Genomic DNA, 22,864 nt, shown 5'->3' on the forward strand with positions numbered 1-22,864 from the left:
TCGTCGTCATTCTACGCTGAATTATCTCAGCCCGGTTGACTTCGAACGGTTAAACCAACAACCTTATTTAATTGTCCAATAAAACAGGGCAAGATCAATAGCCTCTCTTTTTTCTCTCTTCACGGTCGCAATCCCGGCACACATTTTCATTCATCTTAACGCCTCCCATTTTTACAATGTAAGATGTTTCCCAAATTGGGGAATCACATATTGGATTACTCTGGCAATGGAAAAGGCAACGATGTTATAATCCTTAAATATCAAAAATAATATATTGTTAAATGGTTGTAGCAAAGTAAAATAACTCTATTCCCGCCTTTGACATCAAAAATTCCGCACCAAAATTGTCTTTATTATGTCGTCGAATTTCATGTGTAAGATTATTACCTCCTGATTGATTATCTTTATGGATGGATGATTCATGCCGACAAGCCGATTGTCAGGTAATCTGAAAAAAGCACTATATAAGAATCGGCTCTGTGGCGGAAAGTAATGTTTATTCAACAGAATATAACTTGAATGGAGGTGATGCCGGGAAACATACTTACTTCTAACTTCCTAAATTTTCGTGAATGTATTTGATATCCCGGTTATTTCGATTTATTCGTCGCATATTCCGGGATGTTGAGTATTGGTTATCTGCAACACTGCTTTTAAATCATTTGGAGGTAGCTATGAAAAGCAGCCGGATGAGTATTTTAATTATCCTGGCGATTTTTGCATTAATCACAGGGGGAATCGCTGTGGCGGTTAATCCATGTCCTTCGCCCGAATTATTCTTCCCGGGCGACCATACCTACAGGTACTACAATACAGACGGACAATATGAATGGTATGAAGTCGACAGTGCCATTGTATATGAGATCGAAGTGTACGATATTGAAATGGATACTATGATCGATACAAGCGATCTCGGTGATCTGCGTGATCATGCATATCTGGATTCGACATTTTATGACGGCGATTCTCTTTTGGCCATCTATTATGACGATGCTTACTATTGGTGCAGCTACTATTGGCGGGTTCGCTCCGCATGTGACACTATCGCATGGGGCAACTGGTCCGACTTCTTCCAATTCAAAGTGTACAGTAAAAAACCGCACCTGGAATACCCCGAAAACGGCGTAGAATATTATTACTACCAAACAATCCCGATTGGCTGGGATTTCCGTCCGGGAGAGACCCATTTCAAAGTCCAGGTCGATAATAACTCCGATTTTGGCTCCCCCGAAATCGACACTGTTATTACAAATCAAAGCTGGACCCTTCCTTCTGGATTTTCTCTGGGAAGTCATTACTGGCGGGTTTCCCATTTCTACCCGGTAATCTGGTCGGATACCAACTATTTTCGGATTGTCGAGGCGCCGATACCGTCATGTCCCGTTTTGTACAGCTATGACGGCAATGATTTTGTCGAGGAAAACCCGCTTCTAACCGCCTGCGAATATTCGAATTATACCAAAGTCGTGACGGACTACTATCATGTCGAAGGATCTGTTTCGCCGCAGAATGATAATGTCGTTTTCCAGCTGAGGGAATTGGAAAACGAAATTACATATCTGAATGATATCGAATTGATCACCGTCGACCATCCTCGGAACACGCGGATAGGCTGTTCGGTCGACGGGCAGGTCTTTCTCTATGAGGAATCAGTGGCGCCGCTTACGGCGGTGGATCAGGATGGCCGGGACTGCCTTGAATTAATAAAGGACATAGATGATGCCTGCTTCAGGGCCGATCAATCCGGCTATTTGATTCTGACATTCCCGAGGTACGGCGGAAGCTATCTTACCTTCAAAGGGCCGATAAAACTGCCTTGCCCGTACGAGGAAAAAGCCTCATCTAATATCACGACATCTTTCAATGTCGAAATTATGTCAGAAAATGGTGACTGGGTGGCCGTTTCGGAGATACCATCACGGCAATACAGTGCCGATGAGTATGTTCTCGCCGATATCCCGCCCGACAATTCGTCTCCCGAAATCATGGTCCGGATATCCTGGGAGGGAAGTTTGACGGCCGATGTCTTCTCGCTTGACGTTCCGTCAAATGCAACTCCTGTCACACAAAACTGGGCCGTCGCACGGTGTAACTTACTGGGCGGAAGTGCCGCCAAGAGCTGGGTCGGATTCGGACACAATGAAATTCTCGAGATGAACAAGGGTGATATTTTGGAATTCGGTTTTAATATCGACAGTGAATTGCCGCAAGGGATGAGCCGCGATTATATCATACGATCGGTGGGTCGTTATCAACCCGACTATTCGGTCTTCACACATCTTATTCCGGGTCAATTCCAATTGTACGGCAATCGCCCGAATCCTTTCAATCCTTCGACCATAATCAGCTATGATCTTCCTCAGGCGGTATCAGTTTGCCTCGAAGTGTATAATACGCTGGGGCAGCATGTGAAAACGCTGGTCGATGAGACTCAGCCCGCGGGCCATTATGAAGTTGTCTGGAACAGCACCGACAAAAATGGAACAAGTGTGGCCAATGGAATCTACCTGTATCGTCTCAAAGCCGGGGATTTTGTCGATTCCAGAAAAATGATACTCCTGAAATAATCCTTTGTCTTAGTGATAATTGCAATCACGGGCCCGGTAGCATTCCGGGCCTGTTTTTATTTTCAAAATCGTCCTTTTATCTTCCTTTTTTGAAGTTGACAAAATCGTTAAATCGTGCCAAATTTATACCATAAAATCTCAGAAGAATTCCGGGCCGGGTCATGTGTCAATACCGAAAGAACAGAACTAAAGCATGGAGCAATTGTTATCTAAATGAATTAAAAATAATAGTCAGTAGGAGGAAGAAGATATGAAATTATATGATGATAAGGGTAAGCATGTCGAAAACAACCGCAATCCGGAATATGTCATAGATCAATTATTCATCAATCGCTGGTCGCCGCGGGCGTATGATCCGACTCCTGTCGATGACCGTGTCTTGATGAGCCTGTTCGAAGCGGCACGCTGGTCGATGTCCTGTTTCAATGAGCAACCATGGCTGTTTATGTATGCGACCGATAAAAATGACCTTGAATTATATCTGAGTCTGCTTACCGAGGGCAATCAAAAATGGGCGGTCAAGGCACCGGTTCTGGGATTCATTTTCGCCCGCCGCCGGTTTTCCCACAACGATAAACCGAATGCCTGGGCGGCCTTTGACAGCGGTGCCGCCTGGATGGCTATGACCATGCAGGCGCGGATGCTTGGCCTGTACACGCACGGTATGGGGGGATTTCACCGTGATAAAGTGTATGATGCACTGGGTGTGTCCGAATCCGATTATGAGGTAATGTGTGCCTTTGCCGCCGGCCGTTACGGCGATCGGGAAGCTTTGCCGGAAGATATCAAAGCCCGCGAAAAGATTAGTGACCGCAAGCCGTTAAAAGATATGGTCATCAAGGGAAAACGATAGTATCTCCGGCTGAATTATTTTATATTGCTTATTATTCGGAAGTCAGCGAAATATAATTTAAGTTCCAATAAGGAGGGTTCTTATGTCCACGGAATTGGTTCCGGAATATCAAATTGCTCTGGAGCAGAAAACATTTATCACCAAAGTCTACGGCTGGATGTCGCTGGCCCTGGTCGTAACTTCGCTGGTGGCCATGTTTACGGTCTCGACGCCGCAGTTGATAAATGCCATAATGGATTCAAAGTTTCTCTTCTATGCTCTTCTGATAGGCGAAGTGCTGCTGGTTATTTACTTGTCGGCCGCTATTCAAAAAATGTCGGCCGGGACGGCGACCCTTGTATTTCTGCTTTACTCCGCCATCAACGGACTGACTCTCTCGATCATCTTCGTCCTGTTCACCAGTGAGTCGATTGCCTCGACTTTCATGATTACCGCCGTCACCTTCGGCGCCATGAGCATCTACGGTTATTTTACTAAACGCGATCTGACCACAATCGGCAATCTGGCTTTTATGGCCCTGATCGGATTGATAATTGCCTCGGTGGTTAATATCTTCTGGCACAATTCGACTCTTTATTGGATCACCACCTATGCCGGGGTCCTGATTTTTGTCGCACTGACCGCCTATGACACCCAGAAAATAAAAAAGATGAGCCGCTCCGAGGAAGAAGGTACCGAGCAGAGCAAAAAAATGGCCATTATGGGCGCCCTGGCGCTGTACCTCGATTTTATCAATCTGTTCCTGATGCTTCTCAGGATTTTCGGCAAAAGAAGATAACCAAAGAAAAAGCCGGGTCGTGCGCGGCCCGGCTGTCAAAAATCATTATCATGCCGACACGGCTAGTGATTGTGCTCCTTAAAATACAGCTCTTTCGACTTTGCCAGCAAATCGCTCAGTTTGGCCGTATTGAGCTTGTCGGTCGTCTGCTTGCACTTCATGGCGGTAACCAGCATCTTGTGCATAAGAGTCAACTGGGCGATGTATTCATCATACTGCACACCGGCCGTATCATCGACCGGCTTAAGGCGCTGATTCAGAAAATACTGCGACACGATATCCATAAATTTCGTGGTATGTTCCTCTTTGTTGTTCACCCAGCGGACGATCTGGTTGTAATTCTTGTCATCCTCGGCCGAAAGCTGTATAATCATATCCATCGATTTTTCGATCGTCTGAATATCTTCCGCCAGCATATCGTAACGCATTTCGTCATTATAAATACCGCATGGTATCTCGCAGTGCGCCCATGATGATACCGCCGCCGCCGAGAGTATCATCAATGTCGCAATGAATAGTAATAATTTTCCCTTCATGACTGTTTCCTTTCCTGAGAATATAAAATTGATTGACTTATCAGCTAATACGAAAGTCAGCAATATTTTATGGATGTGAAAATCTAAAATATGCCGCAAGGAAATATATTATTTGTTGAAAAACGGCTGCCATTTTGCCCTGTCCGGTTTATCGGATATCAGGCTGACAAAAATAAGGCAGAACAGCGACAGCCCCAGCGCCGGATAAATAGTGGGAATATCCAAGGGTTGATTGAGAATTTCCCAGATAAGCGTCACACTCATTCCCGCCGCTATCGAGCAGACACCCCCCGCGGCGGTGGCCCGTTTCCAGAAGAAGGCGGCCATGACCGCGGGCGTGATTCCGACCCCATACATGGTATAAGCATAAAGAGCCATCTCCAGAACCCGCTCAAAAAAGCGTACCTGCACAAAGGCTATAACGCCCAGTATCACGACAACCACTCGTGAGTACAAAACCATTTTCTTTTGAGATAGATCGGGATTAATAAACCGCTGGTAAATATCCCGCATGACATTGGTCGCCGGAACCAGCAGAAAGGAATCGGCGGTGGAAACAATCACCGCCACGATCGCCGCCAGTGTCAGACAGCCGACAATAACCGGCAAACCATGTCGCACCGAATGCAGTATGACCATTTCCGGCTTGATGTCGAAAAATAGGGCGCTGCCGATGACGCCGAGAACGATAATAAGCGTTTCGATAATGATGGTCCCAACCAGCCAGCCGACCACCGAGCGCCGGGCGGCGGTCTCATCACGGGCCGAGAAAAACCGCTGATACATCCCGGACTCGCCCAGCAGCAGAAGCATGGTCGGAAGGGAATAACCCAGCGCCTGAAATATCGTCATGTCGCCCAGCACCTGGAAATGTGTCTCCGGTAATTTTGCCACCATCCCGCTCCAGCCGCCGGCATTATTGTACAAAAATGGCAGGGCGACAAACAGCCCGATAACCATGACGATGCCGTTGACCACATCGGTATAAACCACCGAGATCAACCCGGCTATGACAGTATAGCCGATAACGAACAGGGCGGTGATGATGATTCCCTGATCGACCGTAATCCCGGTGATCAGATTCAGCACCATGCCGCCCGCGCGAAACTGGTAGCTGACGATGGCGGTATAGGCAATAATCGTGACAATCGTTCCGAGTATCCGGGCATATTTGTTATATCGCGCCTCGAGAATGTCCGGAACCGTATATTGAGCAAAACGGCGCACTTTCGGGGCGATAAGGTAGAGCACGATCAGCGCCGCCCAGACCCCGGCATCGAACCAGAGCGCCGGGAACCCCTTGTCATAGGCCAGACCCGCCCCGGCAATTATCGAGCCGGATCCGATCCAGGTCGCCAGAAGCGTCCCCACCAGCACTTTCGCCGAGAGTTTCCGTCCGGCCACCATAAAATCATCCTGCGTCTTGACCAATTTGGCGCGGTAAAAACCGACTCCGATAAGAATCATCAGGTAGGCGATAATTATCCAGAAATAAAGCATAGCCCAATTAACAGCAGTCAATATTCTTTGTCAATTATAATTGTAATCAATAATTGACCGGGAGAGCCTGATTTGAATATATTGAGAATCTAAATAAGACAGGGGAGCATAATTATGGAAACAATACAGTTCAAACCGATCGGGGTGATTCATACCCCGTTCAATGAACCCAAAGACACCCCGCGCAGTTCTGCCATGGGCGAAGGGGCGGAGGGTACAATAGAATTATATCCGGAATACCTGCAGGGATTGACCGATCTGGAAGGGTTCTCGCATCTTGAAGTGGTTTTCTATCTGCACCGATCCGCTGATTATAAACTGATGGTGATTCCTCCGCTGGATGACCGCCCGCACGGACTTTTCGCCACCCGCTCGCCGCATCGGCCCAACCCGGTCGGCATCTCGATCGTGCGCCTTGTCCGGATCGAGGGAATAACCCTGCATATTGCCGATCTGGATATGCTCGACGGCACGCCGCTTCTGGATATAAAACCTTATGTCCCGCGCCGAAGCAAAGATACCAATATCAGAATCGGCTGGCTGGAAGACAAAATAGACAAAGACAAAAGATAAGAAGCGGGCAAAAAAAAGGCGGCCGAAGCCGCCGGTAATTTTATATTTCTGACATACTATTTTACTGCCAGGCATACTCATACAAATCGGTCGTTGTAAGTCTTAGACCGACCACTTCGGTGCCGTCAAGAACCGTCTGAACCTGATAAGCAATAAAAGTCTCGCCGTTGATCACCATACCGCCGCTGATCGGCGAGCGCGGGTTATAAATAATCCAGTTGTCGCCGGCGCGCCATGACCAGGTGCCGTCGGGGGTGTTGGCCGGATCGACCGGATCGACAGCGCCGTTGTAATTGGCCGGGATATTGGACAGGTCGTCAAACGGATTATGAACCGCTATCGGCTGCGCCCGAAGATATTGCCGGGCGGAATAAATCGACATGGCCGATTCCAGGCCGGCCACCATATTGGCCACTGTGGCCGTCTCGGCCTCGTTGGTGATAGAGAAAAGCCGCGGGATCGCCACCGCCGCCAGAATGCCCAGAACGATAATAACTATGACCAGTTCGATTAAGGTAAAGCCTTCGTGGTGTTTCATCATTTTCCAAAACATATTGTGCTCCAAAGCGTTACGTTTCTGCGGGATTTGTAAATCTGCCCGCTATTATAAATATATCGGCGAAATCAAATTCTTCTCAAGGACAAATTTCCAAATTTTAAAATTCAAAAATATAACCTTGACAGCTCTTGGTCATTTGGCTATATTGCCAAGTGTTTTTGAAGATAGAATTATTCGAGGTTTGTTATGGATAAGAAAAAACTGGCCCTGTTCGAAGCCCGAGCCAAAATAATCAAGGCCATGGCTCATCCGACTCGGCTATTCATTGTCGATGAGTTGTCCCGGAATGAAAAATGTGTCTGCGAATTGACCGAAATGGTCGGCGCCGATACCTCGACCGTATCGAAGCACCTTTCCGTTTTGAAAAGTGTCGGTATTGTCGAGGACGACAAGCGCGGGTCGCAGGTGTACTACCGGCTCCGGGTGCCGTGCGTCCTGAATTTCTTCGGATGTGTCGAATCGGTTCTGAAAACCAATGCCACCGAGCAGTTGCAGTTATTAAAGAAGTAATCCGACGGGAACTAATATGCACTGGAAATCCGAATGGAAACCGCTGGCGGCCATCACCGCCGTATTTATCCTCTTTTTCTACCTGCCGCTTGATTCTTTGCGGCTGAAAAACGCCGTCATGGAAGCGCTCTTCCTGACGAAATGGTACGCGCAGGAGCATGTCCTTCTCTGCCTGGTTCCGGCCTTTTTTATTGCCGGCGCCATCGCCGTTTTTATCAGCCAGGCATCCGTCATGAAATATCTCGGCGCCAGGGCCAAAAAAGTTCTGGCCTATGGCGTGGCGTCAGTTTCGGGGAGCATCCTGGCGGTCTGCTCCTGCACTGTCCTGCCGCTCTTTGCCGGTATTTATCGCATGGGGGCCGGGCTCGGCCCGGCGGTGGCTTTCTTGTATTCCGGCCCGGCCATCAATGTTCTCGCCATAATATTGACCGCCCGGATCCTCGGGCTGGAGCTCGGCATCGCCCGCGCTGTCGGGGCCGTCGCCTTCAGTATTATTATCGGACTATTGATGCACCTGATATTTTTCAAGGAAGAAACCGCCAAAGCCAATGCGCAAATGGCCATGCCCGAGCCGGAAACCAAACGCCCGCTCTGGCAAAATATTATCTATTTCGCCGCCATGGTGGCCATCCTGATTTTTGCCAACTGGGGCAAGCCGGATCAGGTCGGCGGTTTCTGGTTTGTGATCTATTCATACAAGTGGATCATCACCGGCGCGGCCGCGATTATTTTTGCGGTCGTCATGGTTCTCTGGTTTGAAATCAAGTGGTGGAAAATGCTGGCGGCAGCGCTTCCCACGGCCGTGCTGGCCGTCATATTTCACGAACACCCGATGATACCCTTTGCCGCCGCGATTATCGGCCTGTCGATTATTACGAGTAATGATAGGGGTGAATCCGGGAGCTGGTTTGAAGAGAGCTGGGGCTTTGCCAAAAAAATCATGCCGTTGTTGTTCTTCGGCGTTCTCGCGGCCGGTTTTTTCCTCGGACGCCCGGGCTATGAAGGCATCATTCCATCGGAATGGGTCAGCCGCGCGGTCGGGGGAAATTCTCTCGGGGCGAACCTGTTTGCCTCGGTCGCCGGAGCCTTTATGTACTTCGCCACTTTGACCGAAGTGCCCATACTGCAGGGTCTGATCGGAAGCGGCATGGGCAAGGGCCCTGCCCTGGCATTATTGCTTGCCGGCCCGGCGCTGTCGCTTCCCAATATGCTGGTCATCCGCAGCATCATGGGAACAAAGAAGACCGTCGTATTTGTGGCGCTTGTGATTATTATGGCGGCTGCGACCGGCATGATTTACGGTGCAATATTTTAGTGGAGGATAAAATGAAAGAGATTTTAATACTCGGTACAGGCTGTGCCAAATGCAATAAATTGTACGATACCGCCAAAAAAGCGGTCGAATCACTTGGCGTGGAACACAACCTTAAAAAAATAACCGACATCCAGGAAATCATGAAGTATGGTATTGCCATGACACCGGCGCTGATTATAGATGGTGAGGTTAAGGCTGTCGGCAAAGTTCCCTCGGTCGATGAAATCAAGAATATGCTAAAATAGAAAATATTTTGTGAAAACCTATTGTAATACAAAGGAGTTATCGCCATGAAGTGTAAGGTGTTTATTTCGGTAATGCTTTTATTCTTCCTGTTTGCCGGAGCGGCCATGATTAAGGCCGGGGATGCGAAGGAAGAAATTACAACAGAAGTTCAAAAAGTAGTTCAGAAAAGCGATTTAACCGCAACTGCCGTTGAAAAAGATAGTGCCATTGTGACCGATCCGGAGAGTCAGTCGGACAAAATCATCGCTTACTATTTTCATGGCAACCGTCGCTGTGCCACCTGCAAGAAGCTTGAAGCTTATTCCACCGAAGCGGTGCAGACCGGATTCGCGGAACAATTGAAATCAGGCGCCCTTGAATGGCATGTGGTCAATATCGATGAGGAGCCCAACAAGCATTTTGTCGATGATTATCAACTCTATACGAAATCGGTCATTGTCTCGCATGTCGTGAACGGCAAGGAGACGGAATGGAAAAATCTGGAGAAGATCTGGGAACTGGTGGGTGATCAGGCCAAATTTACCGACTATGTCCAGTCCGAAGTGCGCGCCTCTTTCGAGAAAAAATAATGGATACTTTTTTTGTCGGGGCGGCCTCGGCCGTCTGGCTGGGAATTTTGACGTCGATCAGCCCCTGCCCGCTGGCCACCAATATTGCGGCGATCAGCTTCATCGGACGGAAAGTGGGTGATCCCCGGGCGGTTATTTTTTCGGGACTGATGTACATGCTCGGCCGCATGCTCGTCTATATTATTCTCGGGATGATTATTGTCGCCAGCCTGCTGTCGATGTCGGAGCTGTCGTTTTTCCTGCAGGATTACATTAACAAATTTATCGGCCCGATTTTAATTGTCGTTGGCATCATCCTGCTTGGCCTTATTCCCATAAATCTTCCTTCGTTCGGAATCAGCACCAGGTTGCAGGATAAAGCGGCGCGATACGGTGTCTGGGGCGCGGGATTACTCGGCTTGATATTTGCCCTCTCATTCTGTCCGGTCTCGGCGGCGCTTTTTTTCGGCTCACTAATCCCGCTGGCGGTGCGTCACCAGTCCAGTTTGATAATGCCGTCACTATATGGCATCGGTACCGCCCTGCCGGTCATGCTGTTCGCTTTTGTACTTGGCCTCGGAACCGGCGCCGTCAGCAAAATTTTCAACAGTCTGACGCAGTTCGAACTCTGGGCCCGCCGGGTCACGGCCATCATATTTATCATCGTCGGAATATATTATACACTGATATATATATTTGGAATTCAGATTTAGCGTTTGATGACATGATATACTAAGATCATCCGGTATGAGTGAAAAGTTGAAAATTCTTTTTCTATGCACCGGCAATTCCTGCCGATCACAGATGGCTGAGGGATGGACGAGGTATCTTAAAGGCGACCGGATCGAGGTCTGGTCGGCCGGCATTGAAACGCATGGTCTTAATCCTCGCGCCGTCAAGGTGATGGCCGAGGTGGGTGTTGATATCTCTCATCATTGTTCGACTCATGTCAGCGAATTGCTGCATATTCCTTTCGACCTTGTCATTACCGTCTGCGATCATGCCTCCGAACATTGCCCGATCTTTCCCGGTAAGGCCAGGGTCATTCACCATGGATTCGATGATCCTCCCAGGCTGGCTGGTCAAGGCCGGAGACGAAGAGGATGCCTTGCGGCATTATCGCCGCGTTCGTGATGAGATCAAAGCGTTTGTGGAGAAGTTGCCGGAGGCACTTGAAGAAACGGATTAAAGGAGTCAATATGGCGGCAAAAGCATGTATAACCAAAGAGCCGGGCGGACTGAATGTCTTCGAAAAATATCTGACCGTCTGGGTGATTCTTTGCATCGTGGTCGGCATCGTTCTGGGTAAAGTTGCGCCCGGAGTGGCGACCTTTCTGGACGGCCTGGCTATCAATGTCAATGATGCACCAGTCGTCTCCATTCCCATCGCTGTTTGCCTGTTTTTTATGATGTACCCCATTATGGTCAAGATAGATTTTGCCGAGATTGTCCGGGCCGGTAAGACCGTCAAACCGGTCGGTCTGACTCTGGTCGTTAACTGGCTGATAAAGCCGTTTACCATGTATGCCATTGCCATATTTTTTCTGGGGACACTATTTCATTCATTGATCGGGCCGGATGCGGTCGATTATGTCAAAATGCCTTTGGGTCTCGATCTCCCGGTCGGCGCCGCTCACGGTGACGGGATAGTGGTACTTGTTGACGGTCTCAAGGTTCTTCAGGTGCCGCTGTGGCGCAGTTATCTGGCCGGATGTATTTTGCTTGGCATTGCGCCGTGCACCGCCATGGTTCTGGTCTGGGGCTATCTGGCCAGGGGCAACGACGGCCACACCCTTATTATGGTGGCCATCAACTCGCTGACCATGCTTCTGCTATATGGCCCGCTCGGCGGCTTTCTGCTCGGAGTCGGCCGTCTGCCTGTTCCGTGGCAGGCGTTGTTGCTTTCAATCGGTATCTATGTGGCATTGCCGCTGGTGGCGGGATATTTATCCCGCAGGTGGATAATCAGAGCCAAAGGGGAAACCTGGTTCAAAGAAAAGTTTCTGCACATCCTGACACCGATAACAATTATAGCCCTGCTTATAACCCTGGTGCTGCTGTTCTCGTTCAAGGGAGAAGTGATCCTGTCCAACCCGCTGACCATCCTCTGGATCGCGATTCCGCTTTTTATCCAGACCAATGTCATTTTCTGGCTGACGTATGGTGCGGCGAAATTGATGAAGCTTTCGTACAGGGATGCCGCGCCGTCGGCCATGATAGGCGCCTCGAATCATTTCGAGGTCGCCATCGCCACGGCCACCATGCTGTTCGGGCTGTCCTCCGGAGCCGCCCTGGCCACGGTCGTCGGCGTTTTGATAGAAGTGCCCGTAATGCTGATGCTTGTAAAAATATGCCTCAGGACGGACCACTGGTTCAGGTCATAATCCTGAGGCGGATATTTATTCAGTTGACGCAGCCCGGTACCGGTTCCGGGCCGCTCTTGTACAGATAATTTATCAAATAAGTCACATCGAGTATATTCACGGCGCAGCTTCTATTGGGGTCGCCGTTATTTAAATCAATCGGCTCGGGGCCGTCTTTGTACAGGTAGTTTATGAGGTATGTTATATCGAGAAGATTCATTGCCCAGTCACCGTTGGCATCACCGTACAACACCGACTCCTCGCCGAAATATTCGAATACCTTTGCAATCAGCGCCTGTGCGCTCTCATCCGTCAGGTAATATATTGGAAATCCCAGAATAACCCTTTTACCGTGGTGAGTATCATAAGCAATCCCAACCGGTTTGCCGCTATAGAATTGGTTCGAGGAGGCCGAATTGAATGTCATGATGACTTCGGCGTTGGGCGCGGCGGTGAAAATATCAATATTCGGCATCCGCCCACCTCCCGGAGCATCCGGCTTGACTTCAACATCGGGCCACCCATTAACACCGGTTGCACCCGTAAAATCATTGATAGGATTCTGCGCAATATATGAAATTCCAAAATTATCATAATAATAGCTGCCCGGGTAAAAATAACTTTGGCCGGTGATCGTGTAAATTGTCTTCCACCCGGCCAGCAGGAAATCGGTATCAAAACCGAAATACCACTCAAGAGTATCCAGCGACGGCGACAAGACATGATTATAATCATCGTCGTCAACCCATATGATCGGATTATATTGCCCTGCCTGGGTGCGGCTGATGGCATCATCGGTTGAGTCGACCTTTATCCTTTCAAATACGATACCGCTCAGTAAATTTTGAAAGTAAGCATATTGAACCGCCTCAGAGGGATTATCATCTCCGGCCTGTGTCTCATCCACGAGCAAAACTCCCTGATCGAAAAAGGCCGGTACGGAGCTGACAACCAGCGAACTGTCGGACTCATTACTGTCGTTATCCACCGCCAATAGGCAGTACATATACTCCTGCCCGGACAGGACAGCCTCATCGACATATTCATTCCCTGTCAGGTTGTCTTCATGTACCGCCCATTCACTGCCGCGAAATGTCCGCAGAAGTCTGTAGTGGCTTAAATCAAGTTCGATGTTCGAGTTCCACGATATCATAATAGCCCCGGCCAATGGTTCCGTATCCAAACCGGCGGGTTGGCGGGGAATCGACAGCGGCCGCTCGCTCGAGATTTCCAGAAGAAGCGGGGGATAGCCGTCATTGGGAAAAGTTTTGACACTGAAATAATAATATTGACCCTCTGTCAGGCCGGTAATATCGCAAAAGCATTGGCCGGAGGGAACATCGACTGTTTCGGTCAGGCTGTTTTCATTTGGACCATATAGCACCTGGTAGCTGCAATCGGCAAAACAACTGTCCCACATGACTCTCAAGGAGTGGCCGTCTCCGATATCATACAGGTCGCAAATCACCGGATCGGCCGATTTATCGATTATCGGAATCGCCGCCGCCGCCATGCGTATCATCTTCGCCATGTAGCCGATATTTATTGAAGTCAATATGTCGAATGGAGAATGCATATCGGAATGGAAAGTATATTCGAACGTAGCAACCGTGTGATACCCTCGTTCGGAAAATGAACGATCATCCGAAAGCGGGGATGTCCTTTTATACGGTATCAAATCGGTCAATCTGGCCGCGGCATCCAGAAATATGTTGCCGTACAGCCAGTCCTGTGTCGCTGAGAAGAAAAAATCGGGGACAGTGTTATCTTCGTACGCGATGACATCGAAATTAACCACGAGCTCGATATCGATGGAATTTTCATGCATATTCTCCGCCATGAAGTCGGATCCGATGAGGTACTGCTCCTCCGCGCCAAAAGCGACGAACATCAGGGATCTTTTGAAATCGACATTATTGAATATACGGGCCAGTTCAAGCATGGCCGAGGTTCCGCTGGCGTTGTCATCGGCACCCGGGGCCGGGCAATAAATATCGTTTCCCGCATATGAGTCATAATGTCCGCCGATAATAATCCATTTGTCCGGTTTTTCCGTGCCTATCTTGCTGCAGACAACGTTGTATGCCGGGACATTTATGACATCTTGCCATTCTCTGGTAGCGAGAAAAAATTGATACTGGATTCCGGTGTAACCGAAAGACGCCAATTTGTTCTTGATCCAGTTTCTGGCATTGATGCAGGAATCGGATGGCGTAAACCGAGTATAGAAAGCCTCCATTCGGTTGATATAGTTATATAGAGAATCCTCACTGATCAGAGCGGCCAGCGTGTCGGTGGGGTAATCATCAAGCATCGGCAGAGCCATCGTCGGCGCATTATAGAAAAACGGAGTGTTTTTTTCAAACAGTGGGAATACCATAAAGCCTTCACGCCCAAGAATTGCCGTCGAGCTTTCCTCCAACTCCGCTATCCGCCCGCCCGCTGTCTCATAAACCGCAGAAATAGACACTACTGATTTGGCGACCCGGTTGTGTTCCTCCAGTATCAAATAATAATCTTCGAGCCGGCAGTCTTTTGCCAATAGCTCCAATTCCACACCTGCCGACTGAAGTACGGAATACTGGTCAGCGTCGATATAAACAATAAATCTGTCATCGATAACACCGTGGGCATAATCCACCGTATTTTTCACCACATCAAGTGAACCACGACTTGTGATTTCAAGCAGATATAAATCATCAGCTCGAACCGAAATGGTCAACAAGATGATAAGAACTGCTGCCTGCAGAATCTTTCTCATTGCAACACCCTCCCCAAAAAAATATATTTATTCTACATTGTGACACACCCGGCGACTGGTTCGGGGCCGCTCTTGTACAGATAATTTATCAAATAAGTCACATCGAGTATATTCACGGCGCAGCTTCCATTGGGATCGCCGTTGTTCGGATCAACCGGCCCGGGGCCGTCTTTGTACAGGTAGTTTATGAGGTATGTTATATCGAGAAGATTCATTGCCCAGTCACCGTTGGCATCACCGTACAAGACCGATTCCTCGCCGAAATATTCGAATACTTTGGTAATCAGGGCCTGCGCGCTTGCCTCGGTCAGGTAATAAAGCGGACAGCCGAGGATGACTCTTTTGCCGTGATGCGTATCGAAGGCAATCCCAACCGGCTTGTTGCCATAAAATGGATTTCCCGAATTTGAGTTAAAGGTATATATTACCTGTGCACCTGGCGCAGCGCCGAAAATATCGATGTTGGGAAGCGGCGCATGATAGTAAGTATCGCTTCTAACCTGAATATCGGGCCAGCCGTCAACGCCGGTCGCGCCGTTAAAATCCGACAGGACGTTCTCGGCAATCGAGGTCAGTCCGAAATTATCACGGAAGAAATTGCCCGCATAGAAATTGGTCTGCCCGGTAATAGAAAAAATTGTCTGCCATCCGGCCAGGAAAAAGTTGGTTTCATATTGAAGATACCATTTAAGGCTGTCAATAGAATTTGCAAAAAGATTGGCCAGTCGGTCATCATCGACATAGAACATGGTGGGATACTGCCCCGCTACCGATTTCTTGAGCGGCGGGCCGCTTTCATCGATTGCCGAACGGGTAAACGATGAATCTCCGAAGGCCGACGTGTAGAATATGATCTGGGCCTGCTCGCCGGGATAATTAGCCCCATCCTGCGTCTCGTCGACCAGTAGTACTCCCTGGTCAAATGTTGCCGCCACAGCCGAACCGGAATTTGAAGTATCCGATTCATTCATGTCATTGTCGATCGCCAGAAGTGCATATATATATGTCTGCTGCGCAACTACCCCTTCATCTATATAGAATGTATCGGTTACATTATCAGAAATAGCTTCCCAGATTCCGAGGGGCTCCTTTCTGAGAAGACGGTAATGGTTTAAATCAAGCTCGATGTTGGCCCTCCAGCCGGTAACGATCGAGTTCAATCCCGCGTCAACGCTGAAATCTGCCGGCTGTCGGGGATTCGTCAGCGGCATCTCCGAAGACGTCAGTACCGCCAGAGGGGGATAACGATCGACAGGGACCGATATCACCCCGACGTAATACTCAAGGCCCTCGGTCAGGCCGGATATGTCATATTGACACGCCGGCGCCGGGACATCAACCGTATCCGACAGATTATGGGGTGATAGTCCATAAGCGATGTTATATTGATACTCATCATTGCAATCATTCCAGGCAACTCTCAGACTCTGGCCGTCGCCGATATCATATAAATTGCAGGCTATCGGGGGAACGGACTGGTCGATAACGGCCATCGCGGCGGCGGTCATCTTGACTATCTTGGTCATATATAAAAAGTCAAGGCTGTCGATTACATCATAATCCCTATGGACACTGGGGCACAACTCACCTTCGACCGGTGTCATAGTACGATAGCCATAATCATCGAAGGGATCAGAGTCGCAATATGACGAATTATAATAGACGGGAACCAGATCATCCAATCTTTCAGCGGCATCACCGAATACATGGGCATGGGGTGATGACCGGCTCCAGAAAAGATCGACATCAAAGTCGGTGTCTCCCTGATAGGCGATCATGTCGAAATTTATCATGATTTCGATTTTGACGGAATCATCGTGCAGCACGTCAGCGCAATATGTGGCCCCCAGGAGGCCGATTTCCTCGGCCGAAAAGGGCATAAAAAGCATGGAGTACTGCGAATCGAAATCCTTGAAGACCCGGGCCAGTTCCAGAACCGCCGCGGTTCCGGTGGCATTGTCGTCCGCGCCGGGCGACCAGATCTCTTTTGGCGTCGGGCCATAATGATTGAATGAATCATAATGCGCCCCGACCACGATCAGCTTGTCCGGGAAAGTCGTGCCGGTCTTCCAACAGGCCACATTATAGCAGTCCAGATCGACATAAGTTATTCCATACCGCTCAGTGTTTACTACGAAATGCTGTAAATCGACACCGGAGTAACCGAATTGCTGAAATTTGCTCCGGAGCCAGTTCCTGGCCGCGTGAATCGAATCGGTCACGACATATCTCGACTGGAAGGCCTGAAGGCGCGCGACATAGTTATAGAGCGAATCCTGATTGACCGAAGCGGCGATGGTGTCCGTGGGATAATCGTCGAGCGAGGGGAGAGCGGTCAGCGGCGGATTATAGAAAAACGGAGTGTTCTTTTCCATAACAGGTATGGCCATATATCCGGCGTTCCGAAGAATATCATCATCACCGGCTCCGAGCTGAACGAGATGCTTGTTTCCGGCCGTATATATGGAGGGCAGGTATACAGGTGTCAGCTCGCGTTCATGCAGCTTTTGAACGACATAATAGTTCTGCAATTGAACATCCCCAGCAAGCGGCTCGATATCGATTCCCGCCGACCCAAGCGCCGCAATCTGATCTTTATCAATTGAAACCAGGAACCCGTCACCCAGGACGCCGTGGGCATGATCCACATGCTGCCTGACAGCTTCAAGCTGGCTTTGGCTTTCAATGCGAAGAAGGTATATATCTTCGGCATTTCCCGCCGCAAACGCCATCGCTGCAAGAATCGTCAAGCTAATTAGCTGTCTTAACATTTTTCCTCCCTGTCATGTTTAAACTCGTATTTGTCCAATGATTTTTATTGACGTGAATATGCAATCAGCAGACTTATCGCCGCCAGGGCTACACAGCCGCCTTTCATCCAGTCCTCCTGCAGAATAACAATAGTCTTGGGCCAGGCTTCATTTTGAGTATAATTTTCCTGCCGGCAATCGTTAAAATCCTGAAGATAGCTTAAATATGAGGAAGCTCTCTTTTGACAAAAGCAGTTTTCCGGCGCCCTTATTATGATTCTTTTACCCCTGATGCATCAGCCCGGATAACTTCAATATTCGAATGTATTCATATATAAGATAGCGAGATGCATCCATATTGTCAAGGTTTTTTCCTGTCCGGATTTTCGCTGTAATCAATGGATAGTTGGCGATTTGGCTTGCATATATTCAAAAAATCAGATATTTATCTGGTCAATTTAAGATTAAAATCGGAGGATACATGAGCAGGCATTTAATTATTATTATTATAACCCTGACTATTGCAACCACGGTTATTGCCCAGGACAGACCAGGTTATTATGAACGTAATGACTTTCTGATGGCCTCGCCGGGCGGTTATTATGAAGGTTTACTGGGTTTTTCCAACCCGGCCAATCTGGGTTTCCTTAAAGGAGTCGAGCACCGCTTCTACTGGTTGTCAGACGGCGTCAAAGCCTCGTCATTCGGAAACTGGGGCTACTTTTTTGGAACCCGCGGTTTCGGTTTCGGGGTCCAGCGGCAGGAAGCGGGAGAGATGCACGTTACCGATTACCGCTTATCCACCGGCTTTGGCTATCCCGATAAAATGTTCGGCATCGGCTATGCCTGGACTTCGGGCAATAAAGATTTTTTCCGACGGGAAAGAATGTTGACAATCGGGACATTGCAGCGGCCGTGCCGGTACTTCTCGGGCGGCCTGGTCGGTAATTTTTCGATGGAAAGCGGCTGGAATGAAGGCATCATCGAGCTGAGCGTACGACCGCTTGGTAACTCGAAGCTGACCGTGTTTGCCGACGGCGCCCTGCAAAAGGATATGAAATTCTCCGATGCCCCCTGGAGCGCCGGGGCGGCGGTGCAGGTTGTTCCGGGCGCATTTCTTGTCGGGCGCTATTTTGAGAGTAAGGCCTTTACGCTCGGATTTTCGTTCAACTTCGGGTTTGGCGGTTTCGGCGGCCAGGCCCGCTACGATTCGGACCGGCATCTCTCGCACTATTCCTACAATATACGGGCGGGCAATATGCGGCCGAGTTTTCTGCCTTATATCATTGACCGGGAAAAGAGATTTGCGGCCATCGGCATGAAGGGAAATGTCGATTACCTGAAATATGTCATCTTCGATGATAATGCCATACGTTTAATGGAGGTTCTTCAGGATATAAGGGCGGCCTATCGTGATCCGCGCATCGGCGTCATTGCCCTGAACTTGTCGGCCATGAAAATCAGGCCGGAGCATGCGTGGGAAATTCGCGAGGAACTGAAAAAGGCGCGTTTGGTCGGAAAACGGGTGGTCATTTTCTTTGACAATACCGGCATGACCGGCTACCACCTCGCTTCCGTAGCCGACAAAATTGTCATGGAACCCGAAGGCTCGATCGAGCTCGGCGGTTATGTGATGGGGAAGACATATTTCAAGGGTACACTTGAAAAGCTCGGACTCGGTTTCGATGAGTGGCGTTTTTTCAAGTACAAATCGGCGGCGGAAGTTCTCAGCCGCGATAAAATGTCCGATGCCGATCGGGAGCAGTACCAGGCTTATGTCGATGACCTGTATGAAACGGTCCGTGATGATATTTGTTCTTCGCGCGATCTGCCGTTTCCCTTGTACGAAAACCTCATTAATATGGAAGGCTATTTTACAGGGCGGCTTGCTATTGAAACCGATCTGGTCGACACTTTGGCGCGCTGGTCGGATATGGAAAATGTCCTCAAAAATCTATTCGGCATGAAATACCGCGGTATGTCCACCGCCGGATTGCTTGATAATGCCCTCCCTCAGGATAACTGGGGACAGAATCCGGTGATTGCGGTTGTGTACGGCCTGGGTGAGTGCGCCATGGACAGCGGGATCAGGGCCCGGTGGCTGGAAAGAGTCTTTTTGTCCCTTGAAAAAAATACCAAGGTCAAGGCGGTTGTCTTCAGGGTCGATTCTCCGGGCGGCGACGGCATGGCCAGCGATCTGGTCGCCGAAGCCTTGAGAAAATGTGCTCAGGCAAAGCCGGTCATCGTCAGCCAGGGACAGGTGGCTGGATCGGGCGGATACTGGATCTCCATGTATGGCACTAAAATTCTGGCCGGCCCCAATACTGTCACCGGTTCGATCGGCGTCATCGGCGGCTGGATTTATGATGTCGGAGCCGGCGAAAAACTGGGCATGACCTCGGATTTTGTCAAGCGCGGCAAACATGCCGATTTCGGATTTGGCATTACCCTGCCTTTCATCGGTCTGAGAATCCCGGCGCGCAATCTTGACGAGGAAGAGTACGCCAAAATGGAAAAGATCATCAAAGACTTTTATGACAACTTTGTCGGCAAGGTCGCGGTCGGTCGAAATATGTCAACAGATTTTGTAAAAGAGATAGCCCAGGGACATTTCTATTCGGGCCTTGATGGCAAAGAACTCGGCCTGGTGGATGATATCGGCGGGATGATGACCGCCATCGCAATGGCTCGTTCCGAGGCCGGCTTGCTGCCCGGCCAGGAAACCGAGATTATCGAAATCCCCAAAAATAAAGGGTTCTTCAAATCCCGGTCGGCCATACCATCAATCACCGGTGATGTGAAGGAAGACCCTGTCTTTAAGTATTTAAAGATGGCGACCGATGACCCGAGGCGCCCGCTTCCGATGTTGATTCCCGGCACGTACCCGGATAAGGAATGAACTTTCGCAAATATATTTCAATCCGGCGCGGGAGTGTTTCTTTCTGGATAATAATTTTATATATCTGATACTCCGTATCTAAATTTTCTCATTGGCCCGGTGCTGTCGGATCAACAGGTGCCGGGCCGTTTTTAAACAGGTAGTTGAGCAGATAAACCATATCCATAATATTCACCGCCCCCGAGCCGTTGATATCGGCCGCCATTATTTCAGGAACCGGCTCCGGGCCGTTTTTATATAAGTACCGAACAAGATAAGTAATATCGAGCAGATTGATCGAACCATCGGTATTGACATCACCCGATATATGCCCGATCAGGCTGAACCATCCCAGCATGGCCGGCGGTAGATAATTCCCCTTGTCGTAACTCAGGAGCATGACATACTGAAGCATGTCGGAATCCCATAACGGCAAATAGTACTGTATGAAATTTGCCTGATTTACTTTCATTTTTAGAGCTTCCTGCGTCGTGTCGGTCTCTTCAATATATTCGAAAGCATACGGGTGAAGACTTCCGTTGATGACTATCGAAGAAGTGTCGATATCATAAAGCGTGTAATTAGGGATGGCTGTGTATATATAAATATCGGCGAACTGTGGATCCATGGAATAGGCATAATACGCGTACAGAATGCACGGTGCGATTTCCGTTCCGATACCGCCGCAGCCCACATCCATCGCGCCGATCAGATCGGCGCATAGATTATTGGCAGGCGCACACTGCGAATTGCGGGCAAGGTGAAAATCCCGCGCGCCGACGTTGCAAAACAGCGGGTTGACATAAAGATTGCCGTTTTCCTCCTCGAGGGGCGCAATACAGCCGATCCAGTTTCCAAGTGTGTTACCGTAAATATCGCAACACACCAATGCCGGATCGACCGGCCCCTGAATGTCATCGCAGGCAACCGCCCGGCATTGATCATTAAAGGCGATCAGGCAGTTTGCAAAATAAGGAGCCGTTCCTGTCGCCCCGCCGATACAGGCGACAACACTGCCATCGGCCGAACCGCTGTTGCGTGCGAAAGTGCAATACTCGACGTCAGGAGAGGATTCCTTGACTGTAAGGGCCGTACCCTTTAGGCCCATATTGTTATAAAACAAGCAATTCGATATTGCTGCATCGCATTGCAACAGGTAAATGCCGGCGGCATACGCATCGACGACAACTGGTTGGACAAAATTGTCTCGAAATATGCAGCTCTCGATTGTTGGATTTCCATTTTCGGCATAGATCGACGCCCCGGCCGCCGAACGATTGTTGAAAAATTGGCAGTTTCTGATTGTCGAAGATGAGTTGGACAGCATTATTGCCCCGCCATACGCAGTATCTCCCTCCGGTAAATTTCGGTTGTCCCCGAAATAGCAATTCTCGAATGTCGGCGATGAATTTAGAACTAGAATGGCGCCCCCCATGCTGTAATTGCCGCCCGCCATTTTGAAGCCTTTGATTACTGCCGTCGAATCCTCACCGCTTACAAAGCTGAAGGCGCGGTGCCGCACCGTTTCAGTTCCCTGAACCGCAATCGTTGTGAAGTCCGGGCCGTTCTCCGACATCAAAATAATCAATCTCCCGTTAAAATTAAGGTCTCTGTTGCCGGTACCAAGATAGGTACCATCATGCACAAGAACCGTATCGCCGTCAAAAGATGCATCGATGCCTGCCTGTATGTTGAGATATTCTGTCGGAACCTCATTGATGATACCGTGCGCCATTGAAAATGTCATGAAGAAAATAAAAAAAGAAATATAGGGAATGATTGTCGCTCTCTTCATGGCAGCCTCCCTTGAAATATTATTGTAAATAATACCTATATATGATATGAGCCAATATTAATACTATGGAATAGTATATTATAAATACGCATGTGACAGGTTATTTCAATATGATTCTGCGGCACCCTCAAATAAAATAGCAGGAGTGAAGTAGTAATCAGTATTATTATTGTTTCTTATTAATTTGGAGATTTCACTTCACCCCCGAAGACATGACTTTTAACGGCAATAGCTGCAATTATTGATTACCCTGCCGCAAAAATATCGCCAATCCGGGCTCGACCAGAGCTAACTCTTTTAAGGAACAATGAATAGCCGACGCCGGTTTATAG

Annotated in this window: 17 protein-coding genes and 1 pseudogene; 12 read left to right on the forward strand and 6 right to left on the reverse strand. The window is 49.0% G+C overall.

All coding sequences use genetic code 11. From position 1 onward, the window contains the following. Positions 1–572: 572 nt before the first annotated feature. From CVT49_13900 to CVT49_13910, 3 genes are all read left to right on the forward strand, one after another. A complete protein-coding gene (locus CVT49_13900; GenBank protein PKK82380.1) occupies positions 573–2,567 on the forward strand; it encodes a hypothetical protein in 1,995 nt (664 codons plus the stop codon). A 250-nt stretch (positions 2,568–2,817) separates the two neighbouring features. Continuing rightward, entirely contained in the window at positions 2,818–3,420 is a 603-nt protein-coding gene (locus tag CVT49_13905; protein PKK82381.1) for a nitroreductase, read from the forward strand. Positions 3,421–3,502: 82 nt separating this feature from the next. Beyond that, positions 3,503–4,198: a hypothetical protein gene (locus tag CVT49_13910; protein ID PKK82382.1), complete on the forward strand. Its 696-nt coding sequence runs from the start codon at positions 3,503–3,505 to the stop codon at positions 4,196–4,198. A gap of 62 nt (positions 4,199–4,260) precedes the next feature. Here CVT49_13910 and CVT49_13915 read toward each other — a convergent pair whose 3' ends face one another. Beyond that, positions 4,261–4,734, reverse strand: a complete 474-nt coding sequence (locus CVT49_13915; GenBank protein ID PKK82383.1) for a superoxide dismutase — start codon at positions 4,732–4,734, stop codon at positions 4,261–4,263. Positions 4,735–4,842: 108 nt separating this feature from the next. Further along, entirely contained in the window at positions 4,843–6,234 is a 1,392-nt protein-coding gene (locus tag CVT49_13920) for a sodium:solute symporter (protein ID PKK82384.1), read from the reverse strand. A 114-nt stretch (positions 6,235–6,348) separates the two neighbouring features. Here CVT49_13920 and tsaA point away from each other — a divergent pair, with 114 nt between their 5' ends. Beyond that, complete coding sequence (gene tsaA / locus CVT49_13925; protein ID PKK82385.1) at positions 6,349–6,807, forward strand: tRNA (N6-threonylcarbamoyladenosine(37)-N6)-methyltransferase TrmO; 459 nt, start codon at positions 6,349–6,351, stop codon at positions 6,805–6,807. Between the two features lie 61 nt (positions 6,808–6,868). On the opposite strand, the gene CVT49_13930 is transcribed toward tsaA, so the two are convergent. Then, positions 6,869–7,345: a hypothetical protein gene (locus CVT49_13930; protein ID PKK82397.1), complete on the reverse strand. Its 477-nt coding sequence runs from the start codon at positions 7,343–7,345 to the stop codon at positions 6,869–6,871. 207 nt (positions 7,346–7,552) lie between these two features. Here CVT49_13930 and CVT49_13935 point away from each other — a divergent pair, with 207 nt between their 5' ends. From CVT49_13935 to arsB, 7 genes and pseudogenes are all read left to right on the forward strand, one after another. After that, positions 7,553–7,876 (forward strand): transcriptional regulator, encoded by a 324-nt coding sequence (locus CVT49_13935; GenBank protein PKK82386.1) that lies wholly within the window; start codon positions 7,553–7,555, stop codon positions 7,874–7,876. 16 nt (positions 7,877–7,892) lie between these two features. Then, positions 7,893–9,191, forward strand: a complete 1,299-nt coding sequence (locus CVT49_13940) for a hypothetical protein (GenBank protein ID PKK82387.1) — start codon at positions 7,893–7,895, stop codon at positions 9,189–9,191. 11 nt (positions 9,192–9,202) lie between these two features. Continuing rightward, positions 9,203–9,436 carry a thioredoxin family protein gene (locus CVT49_13945; GenBank protein PKK82388.1) on the forward strand — a complete coding sequence of 78 codons (234 nt, stop codon included), beginning with the start codon at positions 9,203–9,205 and terminating at the stop codon, positions 9,434–9,436. 45 nt (positions 9,437–9,481) lie between these two features. Beyond that, positions 9,482–10,006, forward strand: coding sequence for a hypothetical protein (locus tag CVT49_13950; protein PKK82389.1), 525 nt, complete (start codon positions 9,482–9,484; stop codon positions 10,004–10,006). Next, positions 10,006–10,698 (forward strand): cytochrome C biogenesis protein, encoded by a 693-nt coding sequence (locus tag CVT49_13955; protein ID PKK82390.1) that lies wholly within the window; start codon positions 10,006–10,008, stop codon positions 10,696–10,698. Before CVT49_13950 ends, CVT49_13955 begins: the two co-directional genes overlap by 1 nt. 34 nt (positions 10,699–10,732) lie before the next feature. Then, positions 10,733–11,174 (forward strand): annotated as a pseudogene (locus CVT49_13960) (arsenate reductase). A 10-nt stretch (positions 11,175–11,184) separates the two neighbouring features. Next, positions 11,185–12,369: an arsenical-resistance protein gene (arsB, locus tag CVT49_13965; GenBank protein ID PKK82398.1), complete on the forward strand. Its 1,185-nt coding sequence runs from the start codon at positions 11,185–11,187 to the stop codon at positions 12,367–12,369. A gap of 19 nt (positions 12,370–12,388) precedes the next feature. Here arsB and CVT49_13970 read toward each other — a convergent pair whose 3' ends face one another. Together CVT49_13970 and CVT49_13975 are read right to left on the reverse strand one after the other, a co-directional pair. Beyond that, a complete protein-coding gene (locus CVT49_13970) occupies positions 12,389–15,109 on the reverse strand; it encodes a hypothetical protein (protein PKK82391.1) in 2,721 nt (906 codons plus the stop codon). A 32-nt stretch (positions 15,110–15,141) separates the two neighbouring features. Continuing rightward, positions 15,142–17,880 (reverse strand): hypothetical protein, encoded by a 2,739-nt coding sequence (locus tag CVT49_13975; GenBank protein PKK82392.1) that lies wholly within the window; start codon positions 17,878–17,880, stop codon positions 15,142–15,144. 460 nt (positions 17,881–18,340) lie between these two features. Between CVT49_13975 and CVT49_13980 the strand changes: the two genes are divergently transcribed. Next, entirely contained in the window at positions 18,341–20,758 is a 2,418-nt protein-coding gene (locus CVT49_13980; protein PKK82393.1) for a hypothetical protein, read from the forward strand. 88 nt (positions 20,759–20,846) lie between these two features. On the opposite strand, the gene CVT49_13985 is transcribed toward CVT49_13980, so the two are convergent. After that, positions 20,847–22,532, reverse strand: coding sequence for a hypothetical protein (locus tag CVT49_13985; protein ID PKK82394.1), 1,686 nt, complete (start codon positions 22,530–22,532; stop codon positions 20,847–20,849). Positions 22,533–22,864: the final 332 nt, after the last annotated feature.

The sequence above is a fragment of the candidate division Zixibacteria bacterium HGW-Zixibacteria-1 genome, from assembly GCA_002838945.1.
Lineage (GTDB): Bacteria > Zixibacteria > MSB-5A5 > GN15 > PGXB01 > PGXB01.